This window comes from Patulibacter americanus DSM 16676, from assembly GCF_000420025.1.
GTDB classification, from domain to species: Bacteria; Actinomycetota; Thermoleophilia; order Solirubrobacterales; family Solirubrobacteraceae; genus Patulibacter; species Patulibacter americanus.
The window spans coordinates 182,947-199,523 of sequence record NZ_ATUD01000002.1 but is presented as its reverse complement, the minus strand read 5'-3'; the positions used below and the strand labels follow the sequence as shown (position 1 = coordinate 199,523).

Genomic DNA, 16,577 nt, shown 5'->3' with positions numbered 1-16,577 from the left:
CGGAAACCCTTTTGCAGCGGGGTTCTCGGGCCTCGGGTCGGTCGGGGTCGCGAGCCTCAGCGGCCGACGTACGTCGGCGGCTGCTTGCTCATGAAGGCCATGACGGCCCCGGCGAAGTCCTCCGTGTCGCCGAGCCGCCCCTGTTCGCGACCCTCGAGCTCGAGCAGCTCCTCGAGCTGGCGGGCCACCTGGGCGTTCAGCGTGCGCTTGATCGCCGCGTAGGCCTTCGTCGGACCCGCCGCCAGCTCGCGGACCTGGGCCTCGACCGTCTCGCGGAACCCCTCCGTCGGCCGGACGCGATTGATGAGCCCGATGGCGAGCGCCTCCTCCGCGGGCACGACGCGACCCTCGAACATGATCTCTGCCGCCCGTGTCCATCCCACGCGCGCGAGGAGGAACAGCGACGCACCACCGTCCGGGCCCAGGCCGATCTTCGTGAAGGCGTGATTGAGCTTGGCGCGGTCGCTCGCCGTGACGAGGTCGCACGCCAGGGCGAACGACATGCCGATGCCCGCCGCGGTGCCGTCGACGCCCGCGAGCACCGGCTTGTCCAGGCGGCGGACGGCGCGCATGATCGGGTGGTAGCGCGACTGGAGCACATGCTCGAGGTCGGGGCGCCCGCTGGCGCGCAGCGGGATGTCGTCCGTGCCGACGGAGCCGAGGTCGGCGCCGGAGGAGAACGCCCGCCCCTCCCCCGTGACGAGCACGGCGCGGACATCCTCGGCCTCGCACGCGCGGAGCGCCGCGAGCAGGTCCTTGCCCATCTGGGCGTTCCACGCGTTCAGGACCTCGGGTCGCCGCATCTCGACGACGGCCGCGGGGCCGTCGCGCAGGAGGGTGACCGTCTCGAGGCTCTCGGCCGGCTCGAAGCTGCTCATGGGCGGGCAGGATGACAGGACGCCGCGGTCCTGGCCGGACGGCCAGTCGGTGCCGCCCGCACGCCGGCGGGCGGGCGTCCCGACCCGGCCCGCCGGGGCCCCGCGACCGGAAGGGGCCGCTCCGGGCCGGCTCGATAGCCTCTCGCCCTCGTGTCCTCCCGGAACGCCATCCGCGCCGCCGCCTGGGCGGCGGTCGGACTCGGGGTGGCCGCGCCGCTCGTCCGCCGCAGGCTCCGCCTCCGCGCGCCCGTGGTGCTCGCCACGGCCGCCGCCGCCCCGGTGGCGCTCACCTTCGTCGTCCCCCGCTCGCGCGCCCGCGACGTCGCCGTCTGCGCGCTCCAGATGTGGGCGTACTTCGCCGCCTACGAGATGCCGGCCGACGACCCCGAGCGCCTCCGCGGCCGGGTGCGCGTGGACTACCCCGTGCGCAGCGACACGGTGATCGGGCGGGGCCGCATCCCGACCGTGCGGCTCCAGCAGGCCCTGCACCGCGACGGCGCCTTCCAGACCTGGGAGAAGGTGCTGAGCTGGAGCCATTGGGTGTGGTTCGCCGTCCCCCACACCGCGGCGGCCTACGTGCTGCTGCGCCACCCCGAGCAGTTCCCGCGCGCGGCCGCGCGCATCTACGGCACGTTCGATCTCGGCGCCGTCATCTACTGGGCCGTGCCGACGGCGCCCCCGTGGTTCGCGGCCGAGGCCGGGCGCATCGACCCGGGCGACGGGCCCCAGCTGCGGCGCCTCATGCGCGAGTACGGCGAGGGCCTGTGGGGCGAGCGCTGGCCGCAGCTCTACGACGCGTTCGGCGGCAACCCGCTGGCGGCGATGCCGTCGCTGCACTTCGGCACCTCCGTCGCGGCCGCGCAGGTGCTGCGCGACACCGGGCCCGTCGCGGGCGCCGTCGGCTGGACCTACGCGGCCACGCTGGGCTTCGCGCTCGTCTACCTCGGCGAGCACTACGTCACCGACCTCGTCGCAGGCGGCTCGCTCGCTGAGCTCGTCCGCCGGGTCACGCCCCGCGCCGCGGGCCCCGTCTCGCACGTCGCGACCGCGATCGGGCGGTACGCCGCCTACGCCCGGCGACCCGATCCGACCCCCTAGCGCCGGGGTACTTCATTTTGTAAAGTGTGTTGCGGGGCGACCCGACGGCGACACGCGCAGACGCGCGTGGGCAGACTGTCGGGGAGCGCCCGACGACCAGAAGGAACCCCTCCATGCCGGACCCCGAGAACGTCATCATCATCGGCAGCGGTCCCGCCGGCTACACGGCGGCGCTCTACACCGCGCGCGCCGAGCTCGAGCCCCTCGTCATCGAGGGCTGGAACTGGGGTGGCCTGCTCCAGCAGACGACGGACGTCGAGAACTTCCCCGGCTACCCGAAGGGCATCCTGGGGCCGGACATGATGCAGGACCTGCGCGACCAGGCCGCCCGCTTCGGCGCCCGCCTGCAGACGGAGCAGGTCACCCGCGTGGACCTCTCCTCCGAGCCCGGCGGCCTCCACTCCGTGTGGGTGGACGACACGGAGTACAAGACCCGCGCGGTCATCGTCTCGACGGGCGCGGAGCACCGCAAGCTCGGCGTGCCCGGCGAGGACGAGCTCTCCGGCCGCGGCGTCTCCTACTGCGCGACCTGCGACGCGGCGTTCTTCAAGGACCACGACACGCTCATCGTCGGCGGCGGCGACTCCGCGATGGAGGAGGCGATCTTCCTCGCCAAGTTCGGCCGCTCCGTGACGATCGTGCACCGCCGGGACGAATTCCGCGCCTCGGCGATCATGGTCGAGCGCGCCCGCGCCGTGGAGAACATCCACTTCAAGACGCCCTTCGAGGTCGAGCGCTTCGAGTCCGCCCCTGGCGAGGGCATGAAGCCGCTCTCGACCGTCGTGCTCAAGAACACCATCACCGGTGAGACCGAGACGATGGAGATCACCGGCGCGTTCATCGCCGTCGGCCACGACCCGCAGAGCGAGCTCGTGCAGGGCCAGCTCGACACGGACGACGAGGGCTACGTCCGCGTGCAGGGCGTCACGACGGAGACCTCGCTGCCCGGCGTCTTCGCCGCGGGCGACCTCGTCGACCCGTCCTACCGCCAGGCGATCACCGCCGCCGGCTCCGGCTGCAAGGCCGCGCTCGACGCCGAGCGCTACCTCCGCGACGTGCCCGTCCTCGCGGACGACGTCGCCACCGTCTGATCCCCCGTTCTCCCGGCCCCGCGCCGGGAGGACCCGCGGCTTCCCCGACGAACCCCGAAGGACGCTCCGGTCCGCCCCCGCGCGCTGGCCGATGTCCGCGAGCCTGGGCGATGGCCCTGGGTCGTTCGTCCACCAGCCCCCGTGCCGGCTGCGTGGCGTCCGATCCGGGGCCGATCCTCAGGGCAATGATGAGAACGGGCGGAACCTCTCGCCCCTTCCGGTGTTCGTAAAGGAAGAACCATGGAACAGCACACGTACAGCTTCCCCAAGGTGTCCCCGGCCGATCCGCACGAGCTGCGCGAGAGCCTCCGCGCCACGCGCCGCGAGGCCGCGGGCACCCAGACCGACGACCGCCGCAGCGACGACCGTCGCGACGCGGACCGCCGCAAGCACTAGCCCCCGGGCGGAGCCCCGCTCCCACCCCCGATCGGCCGACGCGCGCGACGTCTCGTCGCGCGGCGCGGCCGCTCCTCCCTCACGCGGTGCCGATGACCTCGGACTCCGCGTCCACCGGCTCGCCGTCGCGGGCCGCCTTCTCGAGCAGGCCCCGCTCCCCGGCCCACGCCCGCGCGATGTCGCGGACGGAGATGACGCCCGCGAGCTCGGAGCCCTGCAGGACCACCAGGTGACGGAACCCGCCCTGGACCATCGCCACCGACGCGTCGTCGAGCGACCACGACGGCTCGGCGTAGACGACGTTCGTGGTGACGTGATCCGCGACCAGGACCTCGCCCGGGTCGTCGCCCCGTGCGATCGCCCGCATGACGTCGCGCTCAGTGATGATGCCCGGCCCCTCGCCGTCGGGGTCCATGACGACCGCGGCGCCGACGTTGCGGTCCGACATCAGCTTGGCGGCCTGGCGCAGCGTGTGCCCCGGACCGACCTCGACGACCAGGGGGCTCATCGCGTCTCGTACCAGCATGGGTGTCCTTCCGTCGCTCGTTCGTGCCCTGCGGCACTCCTACTCGTGCCGATCCGCACGATGTCGGGGAAGTGTAGAGCAGGATCGCGCCACGCGCGAACGTCCTACCGTCGGTAGCTCGGCAGCCCCTCGGCGCCGGCGACCCGGACGGTGCGGCGCCACGGCGCGCGTGCCGGCGGGACCGCGACGGTTCGTGCGACACCGAGTGATCCCGAACCGGGGGTGATCCGTACTCCCCCTGACATGCGGCGTCCCGACACGATCTTCATCCGTACGGCCCTCTACGAGGAGGCCGTCTCCGTCATGCGCGAGGAGTACGCCTCCGACCTCACGGTCGCCGAGCTGGCCGACCGCGTGGCGTGCTCCTGCCGCCAGCTGCAGCGGGCGTTCCACGACATCGGTGGGACCAGCTTCCGCTCCGCGCTGATCGAGATCCGCATGGAGCAGGCGGCCGAGATGCTCGCCCGCGGCCCCGTCTCCGTCCGCGAGGCCGCCCGGTCCGTCGGCTACCGCCAGCCGGCGCAGTTCGCCAAGGCCTTCCGCCGCCACCACGGCGTCGCGCCCTCGCAGTACCGCATCGGCCGCCACATCGGCCGGCTGCGCGACCTGCGGGAGGCCGCGGAGCAGACCGCTGCGGCGGCCTGACCCCCGCACCCCGGGGGAGCAGGTAGATTTTGCGCATGGCCGCACGTCAGCGCTACCGGTTCCGCGCGCCCTCCACGGGCCGCGAAGTCATCATCGAGGCCCAGCCCGGCCACACCTACCGGGACCGCGAGACCGGCGAGACGCTCGAGCCCGTCGGCAAGCTCGTGCCGCTCGCGCCGAGCGCCTCCGACCTCCCGTGGGCGGTCGAGAACCTCCGTCACTGCCCCCACTGCGGGCAGATGGCGCAGAAGGACCTCAACGACTGCCCGACCTGCGGACGGCGGCTGGACCCGATCGGCGTCGTCGTCGGCGGCTGAGTCCGGCTCCGGATCCGGGAGCGGACGACCATGCAGCCCGTCGCCACACGCCTCCTCGTGACGCTCGCCCTCGCGGCGGGCGCCGGAGGCCTCACGGCGTGCGGGAGCGACGAGCTGTCCTCCGACGTCGCCCCGAAGCGCAGCCCCGCCCTGAACGCGCCGACCGGCGACGGTCAGGCGCCCGGCGCGGGCGACCAGGCCGGCCAGATCGCCGACCTACCGACGGGCACCACCACGACCGGCCCCACACCCGCAGCGGCGGCCTCGAGCGACGCTGCGGCGTCGTCCGGCGCCGACGGGGCCGCCTCGTCCGGCAGCGCGGCGTCCGGCGCCGCCTCGGGCTCCGGGGCCGCGAGCTCCTCCGGCGGCACTGCGGCGTCCGGCGGCGGCACCGCGAGCGACGCCACCCCGCCCGCCAGCAGCGCACCCTCCAGCGGCAGCGGCGGCACGGGTGGGACGACGACCCCGAGCGGTGGATCGTCCGGCTCCGGCACGCCGTCGGGCGGCGGTTCGGGCACCTCGACGTCCGACTCCGGCAGCTCGGGCGGGTCCGCCCCCAGCGAGTTCAGCGCCTTCTGCGAGACGAACCCCGGCGTCTGCTGACGCCGGGCCTCGCCCCCCCTACGGGCGACGCCCGCCGGGCACGCTGCCACGCGGCGCCGCACCGCATATGTCGTGGGACGCCGGCACGGCCCGTGCGCGCCGCCGTGACGGCAGCGCGGAGCGGACTAGCGCGACGTCGCCGTGCGCGTCGGGGTCGGCACGAACGTCGCCGTGTAGGCGAGCCGCTCGGCCTTGTAGAGGCAGTTGAAGGTGCCGGCGGCGCCCGGGCGGAGCGTCGTGTCGACGTAGTAGTCCTTCTGGCGCTCCGCGGTGCTGCCGCCGCAACGCCCCGTGGGGCGGCTGGCGCGCCACGACGTGTTCGTGCCGTAGCCCTGGACGAGCGCGGGCGCCCACGACGGGACGCTCAGGCCGATGCTGTCGCCCTTCTTCACCGCGATCGTCGTGGGCAGCGAGAACGTGACCTCGCCACCGAAGTAAGGGTCGAGCTTCTTGGCCGAGGAGGCCGCGACGACCGTCGCGTTCACGCTCTTGCCGCGGCGCAGGACGACGAGCTGCGCCTGGGCGCGGCCGAGCTGCTTCTCCAGCGCCTTGCGGTCGTCCGCCGACGGGGCGCCGAGCATGATGCTCCAGGCGACGATCCGGCCGTCGGAGGGGATCGCGTAGACGTCGCGGTTGCCGTCCACGTTGGTCGGCATCGACGTGGTGCGCGTGACGACGGAGCACGACTCCGGGCAGCGGGGCTGCTTGCCGTCCGTGACGGTGCCGATCTCGCTGATCTTGGCCGCCGAGGCACCGCTCGGGAGGGCGATGACGGCCGCGGCGGCGAGGCCGAGGGAGACGACGAGACGACGACTGCTCATGGTGATCGAAAACCCTCCCGAGGGCTGGAAGTTGCGGGCGATGGCCCTGTGCGCCTGGTCCGGTCCGGGGCCGGTGTGCGCGTGCGACGGCGGCCGGGGACGTGGCCGCGAGGGCCCCGCGGCGCCGGACGCCGCAGCGTCGCGCGCGGACGGCCCGCTTCCCCCATCGTGCCCGATCGGCGCGCGGAGGGCGACGTTGCAACGCCCCGCCCGCGCGGCACGGCCCGGCCGTCAGGCCGTCAGGCGCTCGTGGGTCGCCGTGATCTCGTCGCGGTCCCCTGCGGCGGGGATCCACGGCAGCCGCAGCGGGTCGTCGACGTAGCGCGGGACGACGTGGAGGTGGAAGTGGAAGACCGTCTGCCACGCCGCGGAGCCGCAGTTGTTCAGGACGTTCACGCCGGCCGGCTCGAGCCGCTCCGTCGCCAGCCGCGCCACCCGCTGGGCCATCGCGGCGCAGGCCGCGAGGGCCTCCGGGTCGATCGTCAGGAGGTCGCGGTGGTGCTCCTTCGGCACGACCACCGTGTGCCCCGGGGTCGCGGGCGCGACGTCGAGGAACGCGACGGTGCGGTCGTCCTCGGCGACAACGAGCGACGGCAGCTCGCCGGCGACGATCTTGCAGAAGATGCAGTCCGGATCCCGTTCGGCCATGGACGCCACCCTACCCGCCGGGGGGGGCCGGCTCGGCCTCCGACGCCCGCAGAGCCCGGGCCAGACGGACGGCGTCGTCGGGACCCGTGACGGCGCCGGCGTCGTGCGCCACCGCCAGCGCGCGCAGCAGCCGGCCGAGCTCCGGGCCCGGACGCAGGCCCAGCTCGCGCGCGAGGGCGTCCCCGGTGACGGGCGGCCGGGGCGGGCCGCCGGCCCAGCGGACCGCGCGGGCCGCGAGGGCGGCCCACGGCGGACCCGTACCGGCCGCCAGCGCCCGGGCGAGCAGCACCCCCTCGGGCGCGTCCGTGCCGGCGGGCCCGAGCGCGGCGAAGAGCGCCTCGGGGTCGGCGTCCGCGGACAGGCCGGCGATCCGACGGACCGCGGCGACGGCGCGGGCCACCGCCGTACGGAGGTCGCGACTCGGGCGCAGGCCGTCGAGCGCCGCCCCGGCGTCGGCGGAGCCGGCCAGCAGCGCGGCGAGGACCAGGACCTCCCGGGCGCGCGGCTCGACGGCGCGTGCACGGAGCGCGGCGTCGTCCGCCGGTCGCGCCTCGGGAACGCCGAGGAGGCCGACGTCGCCCGGGAAACCGGGGCCCTCGGGCGCTCCGAGCAGGCCGCGGAGGGCGGTGCGCGTCGTCGCGGGCACGGACCCGTCCGCCCCGGCGGTCCCGGGCAGCAGGGCCGCGAGCGCCCCGGTCGCCTCGAGCGCCCGGAGGCCGCGTTCCCACGCCGGGCCGGCGAGGGCCCGGAGGAGCTCGGGGAGCACGCGCTCGCCCGGCACGCCGACCAGCGCCGGCGCGGCCGCGCGGGCCGCCCGGAGCGCGGCGTCGTCCGGGTCGGCCTCCAACTCCGCGGCGAACCGGGCCAGCCGCACGACGCGGACGGGGTCGCGCTCCAGGGCGTCGGGAGCGACGAGCCGCAGTCGCGAGGCCCCCAAGTCGACCCGGCCGCCGAACAGGTCGACCAGCGCGCCGCCACCGACGGGCTCGGCCAGCGCGTTGACGGTGAGGTCGCGCCGCCCGAGGTCGTCGTCGAGCTCGCGGCCCTGCAGCGGCGTGACGTCGAGCTGCCACGCCCGCTCCTCCTCCGGCCGCGACGTCGCGCGCCACGCCCCGAACGCGTCCGAGAGCGGGAACGCGTGACCGCCGACGGTCCGCGCCACGCGGCGGGTCACGTGCCGCACCGCGTCGCCGTCGCCCGCGAGGGCGACGTCCAGGTCGTGCGTCGGCCGGCCGCGCAGGCGCTCGCGCACCGCGCCGCCCACGACCCACCCCTCCGTGCCGTCGGCGGCGAGGGCCTCCCGCAGCGCGGACAGCACCGCGTCGGCGGCGGGCCCGTAGGACCGGCCGTCTCCCGACGGAGGCGCGGGGACGGCGGTCACGCGACGCCGGCCGCTGCGGCCCGGCCGTCGAGGGGTACCCCGTCGCGGTGGTACTCCCGCGGGACGCGGGCGCCGATCGCGCAGGTGACCTCGTAGTTGATGGTGCCGATCCACCGGGCCAGCTCCTCGGCCGGCAGGTGCTCGTCGCCGTCGCGTCCGACGAGGACGACACGGTCCCCGGGGCGCTCCGCGGCGTCCGGCCCCAGGTCGACGCCGAAGCTGTCCATGGACACCGTGCCCACCAGCGGCACGCGGCGGCCGCGGACGAGCGCCTCGGCCCCCGAGACGCCCAGCGCGCGCCGCACGCCGTCGGCGTACCCGGCCTGAACCGTGCCCACCTGCGTCTCGTGGTCGGCCACCCACCGGCGCCCGTAGCCCACGCTCTCCCCGGGGAGCAACGGCTTGACCGACGCGAGCCTGCTGTGCCACTCCAGCGCGGGCTCGACGCCCCGGGCCGCGGCGTCCTGCTGGAGCGGGTCCAGCCCGTAGATCGCCACGCCGGGGCGGACGAGGTCGAAGTGGGCTGCGGGGTCGCGGAACGTCGCGGCGCTGTTGGCGGCGTGCAGGACGACCCCGGGATGGCGATCGCGAACCACCGCGGCGAAGCGCTCGAAGCGGGCGAGCTGCTCGCCGAAGAACGCGTCGCCGGGCTCGTCGGCCGTCGCGAAGTGGGTCATGGCGCCCGAGAGGCAGAGCAGCCCGTCGTCCGCGACGGCGTCGCACAGCGCGAGGGCCTCGTCCAGGTCGCGCTGCCCGAGCCGCCCCATCCCGGTGTCGACCTTGACGTGCACGGCGGCGGGGCGGCGCTGCCCGCGCAGCCGCTCGAGACCGTCGCGGTCCCACACCACCACCTCGGCGTCGGCGGCCAGGGCCGTGGCGACGTCGTCGTCACCGAGGGGGCCGAGCACCAGCAGGCGGCCCTCGACGCCGGCGGCGCGCAGGGCGCGGGCCTCCCCCGCGGTCACCACCGCCAGCCACGTGGCGCCCCCGGCCTGGGCGGCGCGGGCGGCCGGTGCGGCGCCGTGGCCGTAGCCGTCGGCCTTCACCACGGCGCAGACGGCGGTGCCCGGACCGACGTGCCCCACGATGTGGGCGACGTTGCGCTCGATCGCGGCGACGTTGATCCTGGCGACGGTCCGCATCCCTCCCAACGCTACCCGTCGTGCGTGGCAGCGGCGGACCGCCGGGCGTGCCCCAGCCGCTCGGCGACGTCCCGGGCGATCACCCCGTCCGCGCCGTGCTCCGCCGTCGCCAGATCCCCCGCTCGCAGGTGCAGCCAGACGCCGGCGGCCGCCGCGACGAACGCGTCGGTGCCGCGGGCCAGGAGCGCGCCGATCGTGCCCGCGAGCACGTCGCCCGTCCCGGCCGTGGCCAGTCCCGGCACTCCGCCGGGGCTGATCGCCGTGCGGCCGTCCGGGGCGACGACGAGGGTGTCGTCCCCCTTGAGCACCACCACCGCGTCAGCCCGCCGGGCCGCCTCGCGGGCGTGCCAGAGCCGGCGCGCCGCCACCGCCTGCGTCTCGACGTCCAGCAGCCGCGCGAGCTCGCCGGCGTGCGGCGTGAGGACCGTGTGCAGGCCGCGGCCGCCCGCCGCGGCCAACGCCTCGGGCTCGCCGGCCACGGCCGCGAGCGCGTCGGCGTCGAACAGCGCCGGACCGTCGAGCCGGTCCACGAGGGTCCGCACGAGTGCGCCGCGGGAGCCGCCGCGGCCCAGGCCGGGCCCGATCACGAGCGTGCCGCCGTGCGAGCCGAGCGCGTCGACCACCGCGTCGGAGGCGTCGGCCGTCACCCCGCCGTCCTCGCCGGCGGGGAGGAGCACGCCCAGGGCCTCGGTCGGCGCGCGGGCCAGGATCGCCGCCTCGATGTTCGTCGGCGCGGCCACGGTGACGTAGCCGGCCCCCGCCCGCATCGCTCCGTGCGCCGCGAGACAGGGGGCGCCGCTCATGCCGGGGGCGCCGCCGACGACCACGACGTGGCCGGAGCGGAACTTCGTGCCGCTCGCCCCGCGGGTCGGCAGGCCGGCCACGACACCCGGCGTGATCAGGCCGGCCCACGGCGCGGGGATCGCGTCGGCCGCGCTCGCGCGCGCCGGAATCCCGATGTCGGCCACCGCCACGCGGCCGGCGAGGGTCTTGCCCGGGGCGATCCAGAGGCCGGGCGGCGCGGCGTGGAACGTGACCGTGGCGGTGGCCGGGACGGCGACGCCCGGCGTCTCCCCCGTGCTCGCGTCGACCCCGCTGGGCACGTCGCATGCCACGACCGGGACGGCCGCCACGCCCCGCGCGTCGTCTCCCTCGGCCGCCGCCGCGATCGCCTCGATGGCCTCGGCGGCCACGCCCCGCGGAGCGTCCGTCGCCCCGGTGCCCAGGATGCAGTCCACGACGACCGCGGCGCCGTGCAGGGCGGAGGGCTCCCACGGCTCCGCCGGACCGACCGCGTCGCGGGCGGCCGCCGCGTCGCCCCCGAGGCGATGGTCCGGCACGACGGAGAGCAGCCGCACGGGCCGGCCTGCCGCCCGCAGCAGCCGCGCGGCCACGTACCCGTCGCCCCCGTTGTTCCCGCCCCCGCAGACCACCGCGACGGGCCCGTCAGGGGCCACGGACGTCACGGCGTCGGCCAGCGCGGCCCCGGCGGCCTCCATGAGCGCCGGGCCGGCGATGCCGACGTCCTCGATCGCCCACCGGTCCGTGGCGCGCATCGCCTCGGCGTCGACGAGCGGCTCGAGGCCGGCGGGCAGGGGCGGACGGGCCCCGTCCGCCCCGCTCACGACGCCGCTCCGGCCGGGACGAAGGCCCACGCGACCGCGCCGGCGGTGTGCCGTTCGTGGGTGAGCGAGATCGCCACGTCCACGCCGAGCTCGGCGGCCCGGTCCGCGGCGGCCCCGTGCAGCCGCACGGACGGCGGCCCGCCCGTGCCGACGACCTCGATCTCCAGCGGCCGCAGGGCGTCCATCCGCAGCGCCTTCGTCACCGCCTCCTTCGCGCAGAAGCGGGCGGCGAGGGAGCGCGCGGGCCGTGCACCGCGGGCGCACGAGTCCTGCTCGCCCGGGGTGAACAGCCGGTCGCGCAGCCCGGGCCGGCGCCCGAGCGCCTCCTCGAGCCGCGCGACGTCCAGCAGGTCGATGCCGACGCCCTCTCGCATGGCGGCGATGCTATCCGCCCGGCCGAGCGGCCCCGCCCCGGGCCATCGGTGCGGAGAGGTCGGAAGCGCGGCCGCGGGCAACCCTCGTGGCGGGCGAAGCAGCCTGGGCGCCCCACCGGCGGGCGGCCGGCGCGGAGGCGCCGACGGGCGGACTCAGCGCCCGATGCGGCCGGGGACGCGGGCGACGAGCGCCTCGCACACGCGGCGGGCCTCGTCCTCCGTCGGCGCCTCGGCCATGACCCGCACGAGCTGCTCCGTCCCGGACGCGCGGACGAGGACGCGACCGCGGCCCTCGAGGTCACGGTCGGCCTGGGCCATCGCGTCGCGCAGCCCCGTGTCGGTCATCGCGGCGTCGCGGTCCTGTACGGGCACGTTGATCAGGGTCTGGGGCAGGCGCTCCATCGCGCGGCGATCGGCCAGCGCGTCGCCGCCCAGGGCCTCCATGAGCAGGAGCGCGGCGGCGACGCCGTCGCCGGAGGGCACGAAGCCCGTCTCGATGAGGTGCCCGGACTGCTCGCCACCGAGGTTCCAGCCGCGCTCGCCCAGCGCGGCGACGACGTGCCGGTCGCCGACGGGGGTCGTGGCGACCGGGATGCCGGCCTCGTCCATCGCGGCGTGGAAGCCGTAGTTCGACATCACCGTGACGGAGACGCCCCCCTGCAGACGGCCGGCGGCGCGCAGGTGCAGCGCCATGATGGCGAGGAGCTCGTCGCCGTCGTAGGCGCGGCCGTCGGCGTCCACGGCGAGCATGCGGTCCCCGTCGCCGTCGAACGCGAAGCCGATGGCGGCGCCGCTCTCGCGGACGAGGCCCTGGATCGCCTCGGGATGCGTCGAGCCGACGCCGTCGTTGATGTTGCGCCCGTCGGGGGCGTCGCCGATCACGACGACCTCGGCCCCGCGCCGGCGGAACGCCTCGGCCGCGACGGGCACGGTGGCGCCGTGCGCGCAGTCCAGCGCGACCTTGGTGCCGGTGAGGTCGAGCGCCGCGAAGCGCTCGTCCAGTGCCGACAGGTGGTCCTCGGCGGCGCCCAGGAGCGGCGCGACGTCGCCGATCCCCGGGTTGCGCACGGCGTCGGGCGGCAGCGCCTCGACGAGACCGGAGACGGCCTCCTCGAGCGCGTCGGGCAGCTTGCGGCCGTCCGGGCCGAAGAGCTTGATGCCGTTGTCCGCGTGCGGGTTGTGCGAGGCGGAGACCACGGCCGCGAGGTCGTAGCCCAGGCGGCGCACCAGCAGCGCCGCCGCGGGCGTCGGCACCACGCCGGCCAGGTGGACGTCGGCGCCGGAGGCCGCGGCCCCTGCGGCGAACGCCGCCTCGAGCATCGGCCCGGAGGCCCGGGTGTCGCGCACGACGAGCACCCGCGGGCGGGGCCGCTGCCCGCCCTCGTCGTCGGGACGCGGCGCGATGCCCCCCAGAACGGCCGCACGGCCGAGTCGCAGTGCGAGCTCGGCCGTGAGGACGATTCCGGCGGGACCACGCACGCCGTCGGTGCCGAACAGTCGGGCCACGGGTGCGAGTCCTTCGGTGGTGCGGGTTAGCGCTTGGAGAACTGCGGGCGCTTACGAGCCTTCTTGAGGCCCGGCTTCTTGCGCTCCTTGACGCGCGCATCACGCGTCAGGAAGCCACGCTTCTTCAGCTCGCCACGCAGGTTCGGCTGGGCGACCAGCAGCGCGCGGGAGATGCCGTGGCGCAGCGCGCCGGCCTGGGCCGAGACGCCGCCGCCCTTGATGCTGACGCGGACGTCGAGGTTGCCGTCCTGGCCGACGACCTCGAGGGCCTGACGGATGTTGCGACGCAGGGCCTCACGCGGGAAGTACGTGTCGAGGTCCTTGCCGTTCACCGTGTAGGCGCCGGTGCCGGGCGCCAGGATGACGCGGGCGATCGCGGACTTGCGCTTGCCGGTGGCGGCGTAGCGCGCGCCCTCGGACAGGTCGATCGAGACGTCGGCGATCGGCTCGTTGGCGGCCTCGTCGCCGTCGGCGTTCTCGCCACCCTCGGACTCGCCCTCGGCGTCGCCCTCGAAGTAGTACCCGAACTCGTCCTTCTCGCCGCTCGTGCCGCCCTCGAGCACGATGTCGACCTCGAGGTCGGCGCCGGGGATGGCCGGCTTCTCGCGCGGGGTGTCGTCGGCCTCGTCGGCCTCCTCGTCGGCGGCGGCCTCCGTCTCCGGGGCCTCCTCGGCGACGGGCTCGGCCGGCGTCTCGTCGACGGGGGTGCCCTCGGCCTCGGCCTGGGGCGCGTCCTCGGGGGCCGTGGTCGGCTCCTCGGGCGTCTCGTCGGGGGTGACGTCGTCAGTCATCGGGCGTTGATCTCCAGGGCCTGCGGCTTCTGGGCCACGTGCGGGTGCTCGGGGCCGGCGTAGACCTTGAGCTTGGTCAGCTGCTTCTTCGCGAGGCGGTTCTTGGGCATCATGCCCTTCACGGCCTTGCGGATGATCTCCTCGGGCTGCTTCGCGAGCTGCTCCTCGAAGGTGCGCGTGTACAGACCGCCCGGGAAGCCCGAGTGGCGGTGGTACAGCTTGTCGGTGCGCTTCTTGCCGGTGACGTCGATCTTCTCGGCGTTCACGACGACGACGAAGTCGCCCGTGTCGACGTGCGGCGTGTACTCCGGCTTGCGCTTGCCGCGCAGGTGCTCGGAGATCTGGGTGGCGAGGCGACCCAGGGTCTGGCCCGTGGCATCAACCACGTACCAGGAGCGTTCACGGGTCTCAGAGCTAGCTACGTACGTCTTCACAAGGATCTCGGCGTGCGCGGGCAGGGATGGACGCGCAGCGGCGAGCGATCCTAGCGCAGGAGGGGCTAGGTACGCGGTCCGGTCAGCCCGGCCTCGCGGTCCCGCGCCCACAGGAGCAGGTTCACCGCGCCCAGCAGGAAGAGCAGCGCGGCCCACGTCCCGGGGCGCACGAGCGCCGGCACGTCGTAGCGCGCGGCCACGATCGCGACGAGCGCCGCGACCGCTGCGGCCGTGGCCAGGAGCCCCATGCGCACGCCGCGCAGCTCGGCCAGGCCGACCAGGAGCAGACCCGCACCGCCGCCGATCGCGCCCGCCGTGTCCAGGGTCAGGGCCATGCGGGCGGGGGCCTGGTCCATCAGCAGCGCACCTGCGCCGGCCAGGGCCAGCACGAGCGCCGCCCCCCAGGGCCCGTCCTCGCGTCCGCCCAGGAGGCCCACCAGGGCCAGCACGAGCGCCACGGCGAGGCCGACGTGCCCGAGCTGCAGGTCCGTGCCCAGCGCCGCGGCCAGCAGGCCGGCGGCACCGAGCAGGTAGAGGACGGCCCGTGGACCCCGCGCGGGCGCGGGGCCGGGGCGCCACGACGGCGCGGCGCGGAGCGGCGCCGGTCGGGTGGCGCGGGCGGGGCGGCCGGTCGGCCGTCCCGAGCGGCTCGCTACTCCCACTCGATCGTGCCGGGCGGCTTGCTCGTGATGTCGAGCACGACCCGGTTGACCTCGCGGACCTCGCCGACCATGCGGCCGGCGACGCGGTCCAGCAGGTCGTAGGGCAGGCGTGCCCAGTCGGCGGTCATCGCGTCGTCGGAGGTGACGGCGCGGATCGCGACGACGTAGCCGTAGGTGCGCTCGTCGCCCTGCACGCCGACGGTGCGGACGTCGGGCAGCACGCAGAAGCTCTGCCACAGCTCGCGGTAGAGGCCCGCGGCGCGGACCTCCTCCTGGAGGATGGAGTCGCACTCGCGCAGGATGTCGAGCTTCTCCTCCGTGACCTCGCCGCCGACGATGCGGATGCCGAGGCCCGGGCCCGGGAAGGGCTGGCGCCACACCATGCGCTCGGGCAGGCCGATCTCGGCGCCGACCGCGCGGACCTCGTCCTTGAAGAGCGCGCGCAGCGGCTCCACGAGCTCGAACGTCAGGTCGTCCGGCAGGCCACCCACGTTGTGGTGGCTCTTGATGGTGGCGGCACCCGTGCCGCCACCGGACTCGATGACGTCGGAGTAGAGCGTGCCCTGCACGAGGAACCGCGCGCCCTCGACCGCGACGTCGCCGCTGACGTGCGTCTCGGTGCCCTCGGCGGAGGGCTGCTCGCCCACCGCGAGCTTCAGCGCCTCCTCCTCGAACACGCGGATGAACTCCGTGCCGATGATCTTGCGCTTCGCCTCGGGCTCCGTGACGCCCTTGAGGCGCTCGAGGAACCGCTTCTTCGCGTCGACGACGACGAGCGGCACCTGGAAGTGCTCGCCGAACATCTTCTCGACCTGCTCGGTCTCGCTCTTGCGCATGAGGCCGTGGTCGACGTAGACGCAGGTGAGCTGGTCGCCGACGGCCTTGTGGACGAGCAGGGCCGCCACGGACGAGTCGACGCCGCCGGAGAGGCCGCAGATGACCTTGCCGTCGCCGACCTGCTCGCGCACGAGCCGGATCTGCTCCTCGGCGATGTTCGCCGCGGACCAGTCGAGGTCGCAGTGGCAGATGTCGCGCAGGAACGTCTGCAGCGTCTGCTGGCCGTAGGGGGTGTGCACGACCTCGGGGTGGTACTGGATGCCGTACAGGCCGCGGTCGGGGGCCTCGAACGCCGCGACGGGCGACGCCGTCGAGCTGGCCAGGGCCGTCGCGCCCTCCGGGGGCGTGTAGACCGTGTCGCGGTGGCTCATCCAGGCGGGCTGCTCGTCCGGCTGGTCCTTCAGCAGCGTGCCGTGGTCGTGGACCGTCAGCTGGGAGCGGCCGTACTCGCCGACCTCGGCCGACTCGACGCGCCCGCCGAGCTCCTTCGCGAGGAGCTGCATGCCGTAACAGATGCCGAGGACCGGGACCCCGAGGTTCAGGAGCTCCGGGTCGAGCGGCGGGGCTTCGGGCGAGTAGACCGAGGCGGGGCCGCCGGAGAGGATCACGCCCTTCGGCTTGCGGCGGCGAACCTCCTCCGCGCCCACGTGGTGCGGGAGCAGCTCGGAGAACACGCCGCATTCGCGGACGCGCCGCGCGATGAGCTGGGAGTACTGGCCGCCGAAGTCGAGGACGACGACCTCGTCGACGTTCGCGCCGTCGGGCAGCGGGTTCTCGGGAACGGGAGCGTCGTCGGCGGGCG

19 protein-coding genes are annotated in these 16,577 nt (G+C 75.6%); 6 read left to right on the top strand and 13 right to left on the bottom strand.

All coding sequences use genetic code 11. The annotated features are described in order from the left end of the window. Nucleotides 1-56 precede the first annotated feature (56 nt). Nucleotides 57-878, bottom strand: a complete 822-nt coding sequence (locus F593_RS0105170) for an enoyl-CoA hydratase/isomerase family protein (RefSeq protein WP_022927694.1) — start codon at nt 876-878, stop codon at nt 57-59. Between the two features lie 150 nt (nt 879-1,028). On the opposite strand from F593_RS0105170, the gene F593_RS0105165 reads away from it, so the two are divergent. The 3 genes from F593_RS0105165 to F593_RS29760 all read left to right on the top strand — a co-directional run bounded on the left by F593_RS0105165 (nt 1,029) and on the right by F593_RS29760 (nt 3,463). Then, entirely contained in the window at nt 1,029-1,976 is a 948-nt protein-coding gene (locus F593_RS0105165; protein WP_022927693.1) for a phosphatase PAP2 family protein, read from the top strand. Nucleotides 1,977-2,089: 113 nt separating this feature from the next. Beyond that, nucleotides 2,090-3,067 carry a thioredoxin-disulfide reductase gene (gene trxB / locus F593_RS0105160; RefSeq protein ID WP_022927692.1) on the top strand — a complete coding sequence of 326 codons (978 nt, stop codon included), beginning with the start codon at nt 2,090-2,092 and terminating at the stop codon, nt 3,065-3,067. 240 nt (nt 3,068-3,307) lie between these two features. Beyond that, nucleotides 3,308-3,463, top strand: a complete 156-nt coding sequence (locus tag F593_RS29760) for a hypothetical protein (protein ID WP_022927691.1) — start codon at nt 3,308-3,310, stop codon at nt 3,461-3,463. 79 nt (nt 3,464-3,542) lie between these two features. On the opposite strand, the gene F593_RS22595 is transcribed toward F593_RS29760, so the two are convergent. Further along, on the bottom strand, nt 3,543-3,989 hold the full coding sequence (locus F593_RS22595; RefSeq protein ID WP_051160438.1) for a CBS domain-containing protein: 447 nt from the start codon (nt 3,987-3,989) through the stop codon (nt 3,543-3,545). Between the two features lie 243 nt (nt 3,990-4,232). Between F593_RS22595 and F593_RS0105145 the strand changes: the two genes are divergently transcribed. Genes F593_RS0105145 through F593_RS27805 form a run of 3 tightly spaced genes read left to right on the top strand, consistent with a single transcriptional unit; the run spans nt 4,233 to nt 5,554 of the window. Then, nucleotides 4,233-4,634, top strand: coding sequence for a helix-turn-helix transcriptional regulator (locus F593_RS0105145; protein ID WP_022927689.1), 402 nt, complete (start codon nt 4,233-4,235; stop codon nt 4,632-4,634). Between the two features lie 35 nt (nt 4,635-4,669). Continuing rightward, nucleotides 4,670-4,951, top strand: a complete 282-nt coding sequence (locus F593_RS0105140) for a hypothetical protein (protein WP_022927688.1) — start codon at nt 4,670-4,672, stop codon at nt 4,949-4,951. Between the two features lie 30 nt (nt 4,952-4,981). Next, nucleotides 4,982-5,554, top strand: a complete 573-nt coding sequence (locus F593_RS27805; RefSeq protein ID WP_022927687.1) for a hypothetical protein — start codon at nt 4,982-4,984, stop codon at nt 5,552-5,554. A 125-nt stretch (nt 5,555-5,679) separates the two neighbouring features. On the opposite strand, the gene F593_RS0105130 is transcribed toward F593_RS27805, so the two are convergent. The 11 genes from F593_RS0105130 to guaA all read right to left on the bottom strand — a co-directional run bounded on the left by F593_RS0105130 (nt 5,680) and on the right by guaA (nt 16,542). After that, nucleotides 5,680-6,375, bottom strand: a complete 696-nt coding sequence (locus F593_RS0105130) for a hypothetical protein (protein ID WP_022927686.1) — start codon at nt 6,373-6,375, stop codon at nt 5,680-5,682. 231 nt (nt 6,376-6,606) lie between these two features. Then, nucleotides 6,607-7,023, bottom strand: coding sequence for an HIT family protein (locus tag F593_RS0105125; protein WP_022927685.1), 417 nt, complete (start codon nt 7,021-7,023; stop codon nt 6,607-6,609). Nucleotides 7,024-7,033: 10 nt separating this feature from the next. After that, nucleotides 7,034-8,404 carry a tRNA nucleotidyltransferase/poly(A) polymerase-related protein gene (locus F593_RS27800; RefSeq protein WP_022927684.1) on the bottom strand — a complete coding sequence of 457 codons (1,371 nt, stop codon included), beginning with the start codon at nt 8,402-8,404 and terminating at the stop codon, nt 7,034-7,036. Then, the gene (gene alr / locus F593_RS0105115) at nt 8,401-9,546 is read right to left on the bottom strand and encodes an alanine racemase (RefSeq protein WP_022927683.1); all 1,146 of its coding nucleotides are present in this window, start codon (nt 9,544-9,546) and stop codon (nt 8,401-8,403) included. The genes F593_RS27800 and alr overlap by 4 nt, the downstream gene beginning before the upstream one ends. An 11-nt stretch (nt 9,547-9,557) precedes the next feature. Then, nucleotides 9,558-11,171, bottom strand: a complete 1,614-nt coding sequence (locus tag F593_RS0105110) for an NAD(P)H-hydrate dehydratase (protein ID WP_157251581.1) — start codon at nt 11,169-11,171, stop codon at nt 9,558-9,560. Further along, nucleotides 11,168-11,545 (bottom strand): holo-ACP synthase, encoded by a 378-nt coding sequence (locus F593_RS0105105; protein WP_022927681.1) that lies wholly within the window; start codon nt 11,543-11,545, stop codon nt 11,168-11,170. Before F593_RS0105105 ends, F593_RS0105110 begins: the two co-directional genes overlap by 4 nt. 153 nt (nt 11,546-11,698) lie before the next feature. Continuing rightward, a complete protein-coding gene (gene glmM / locus F593_RS0105100) occupies nt 11,699-13,051 on the bottom strand; it encodes a phosphoglucosamine mutase (protein ID WP_022927680.1) in 1,353 nt (450 codons plus the stop codon). 26 nt (nt 13,052-13,077) lie between these two features. Beyond that, nucleotides 13,078-13,473 carry a 30S ribosomal protein S9 gene (gene rpsI, locus F593_RS30775; RefSeq protein ID WP_028721450.1) on the bottom strand — a complete coding sequence of 132 codons (396 nt, stop codon included), beginning with the start codon at nt 13,471-13,473 and terminating at the stop codon, nt 13,078-13,080. A 365-nt stretch (nt 13,474-13,838) separates the two neighbouring features. Beyond that, nucleotides 13,839-14,276: a 50S ribosomal protein L13 gene (gene rplM / locus F593_RS0105090; protein ID WP_028721449.1), complete on the bottom strand. Its 438-nt coding sequence runs from the start codon at nt 14,274-14,276 to the stop codon at nt 13,839-13,841. Nucleotides 14,277-14,341: 65 nt separating this feature from the next. Then, the gene (locus tag F593_RS0105085; RefSeq protein ID WP_022927677.1) at nt 14,342-14,938 is read right to left on the bottom strand and encodes a hypothetical protein; all 597 of its coding nucleotides are present in this window, start codon (nt 14,936-14,938) and stop codon (nt 14,342-14,344) included. Next, nucleotides 14,929-16,542, bottom strand: a complete 1,614-nt coding sequence (guaA, locus tag F593_RS0105080; RefSeq protein WP_028721448.1) for a glutamine-hydrolyzing GMP synthase — start codon at nt 16,540-16,542, stop codon at nt 14,929-14,931. The genes F593_RS0105085 and guaA overlap by 10 nt, the downstream gene beginning before the upstream one ends. Nucleotides 16,543-16,577: the final 35 nt, after the last annotated feature.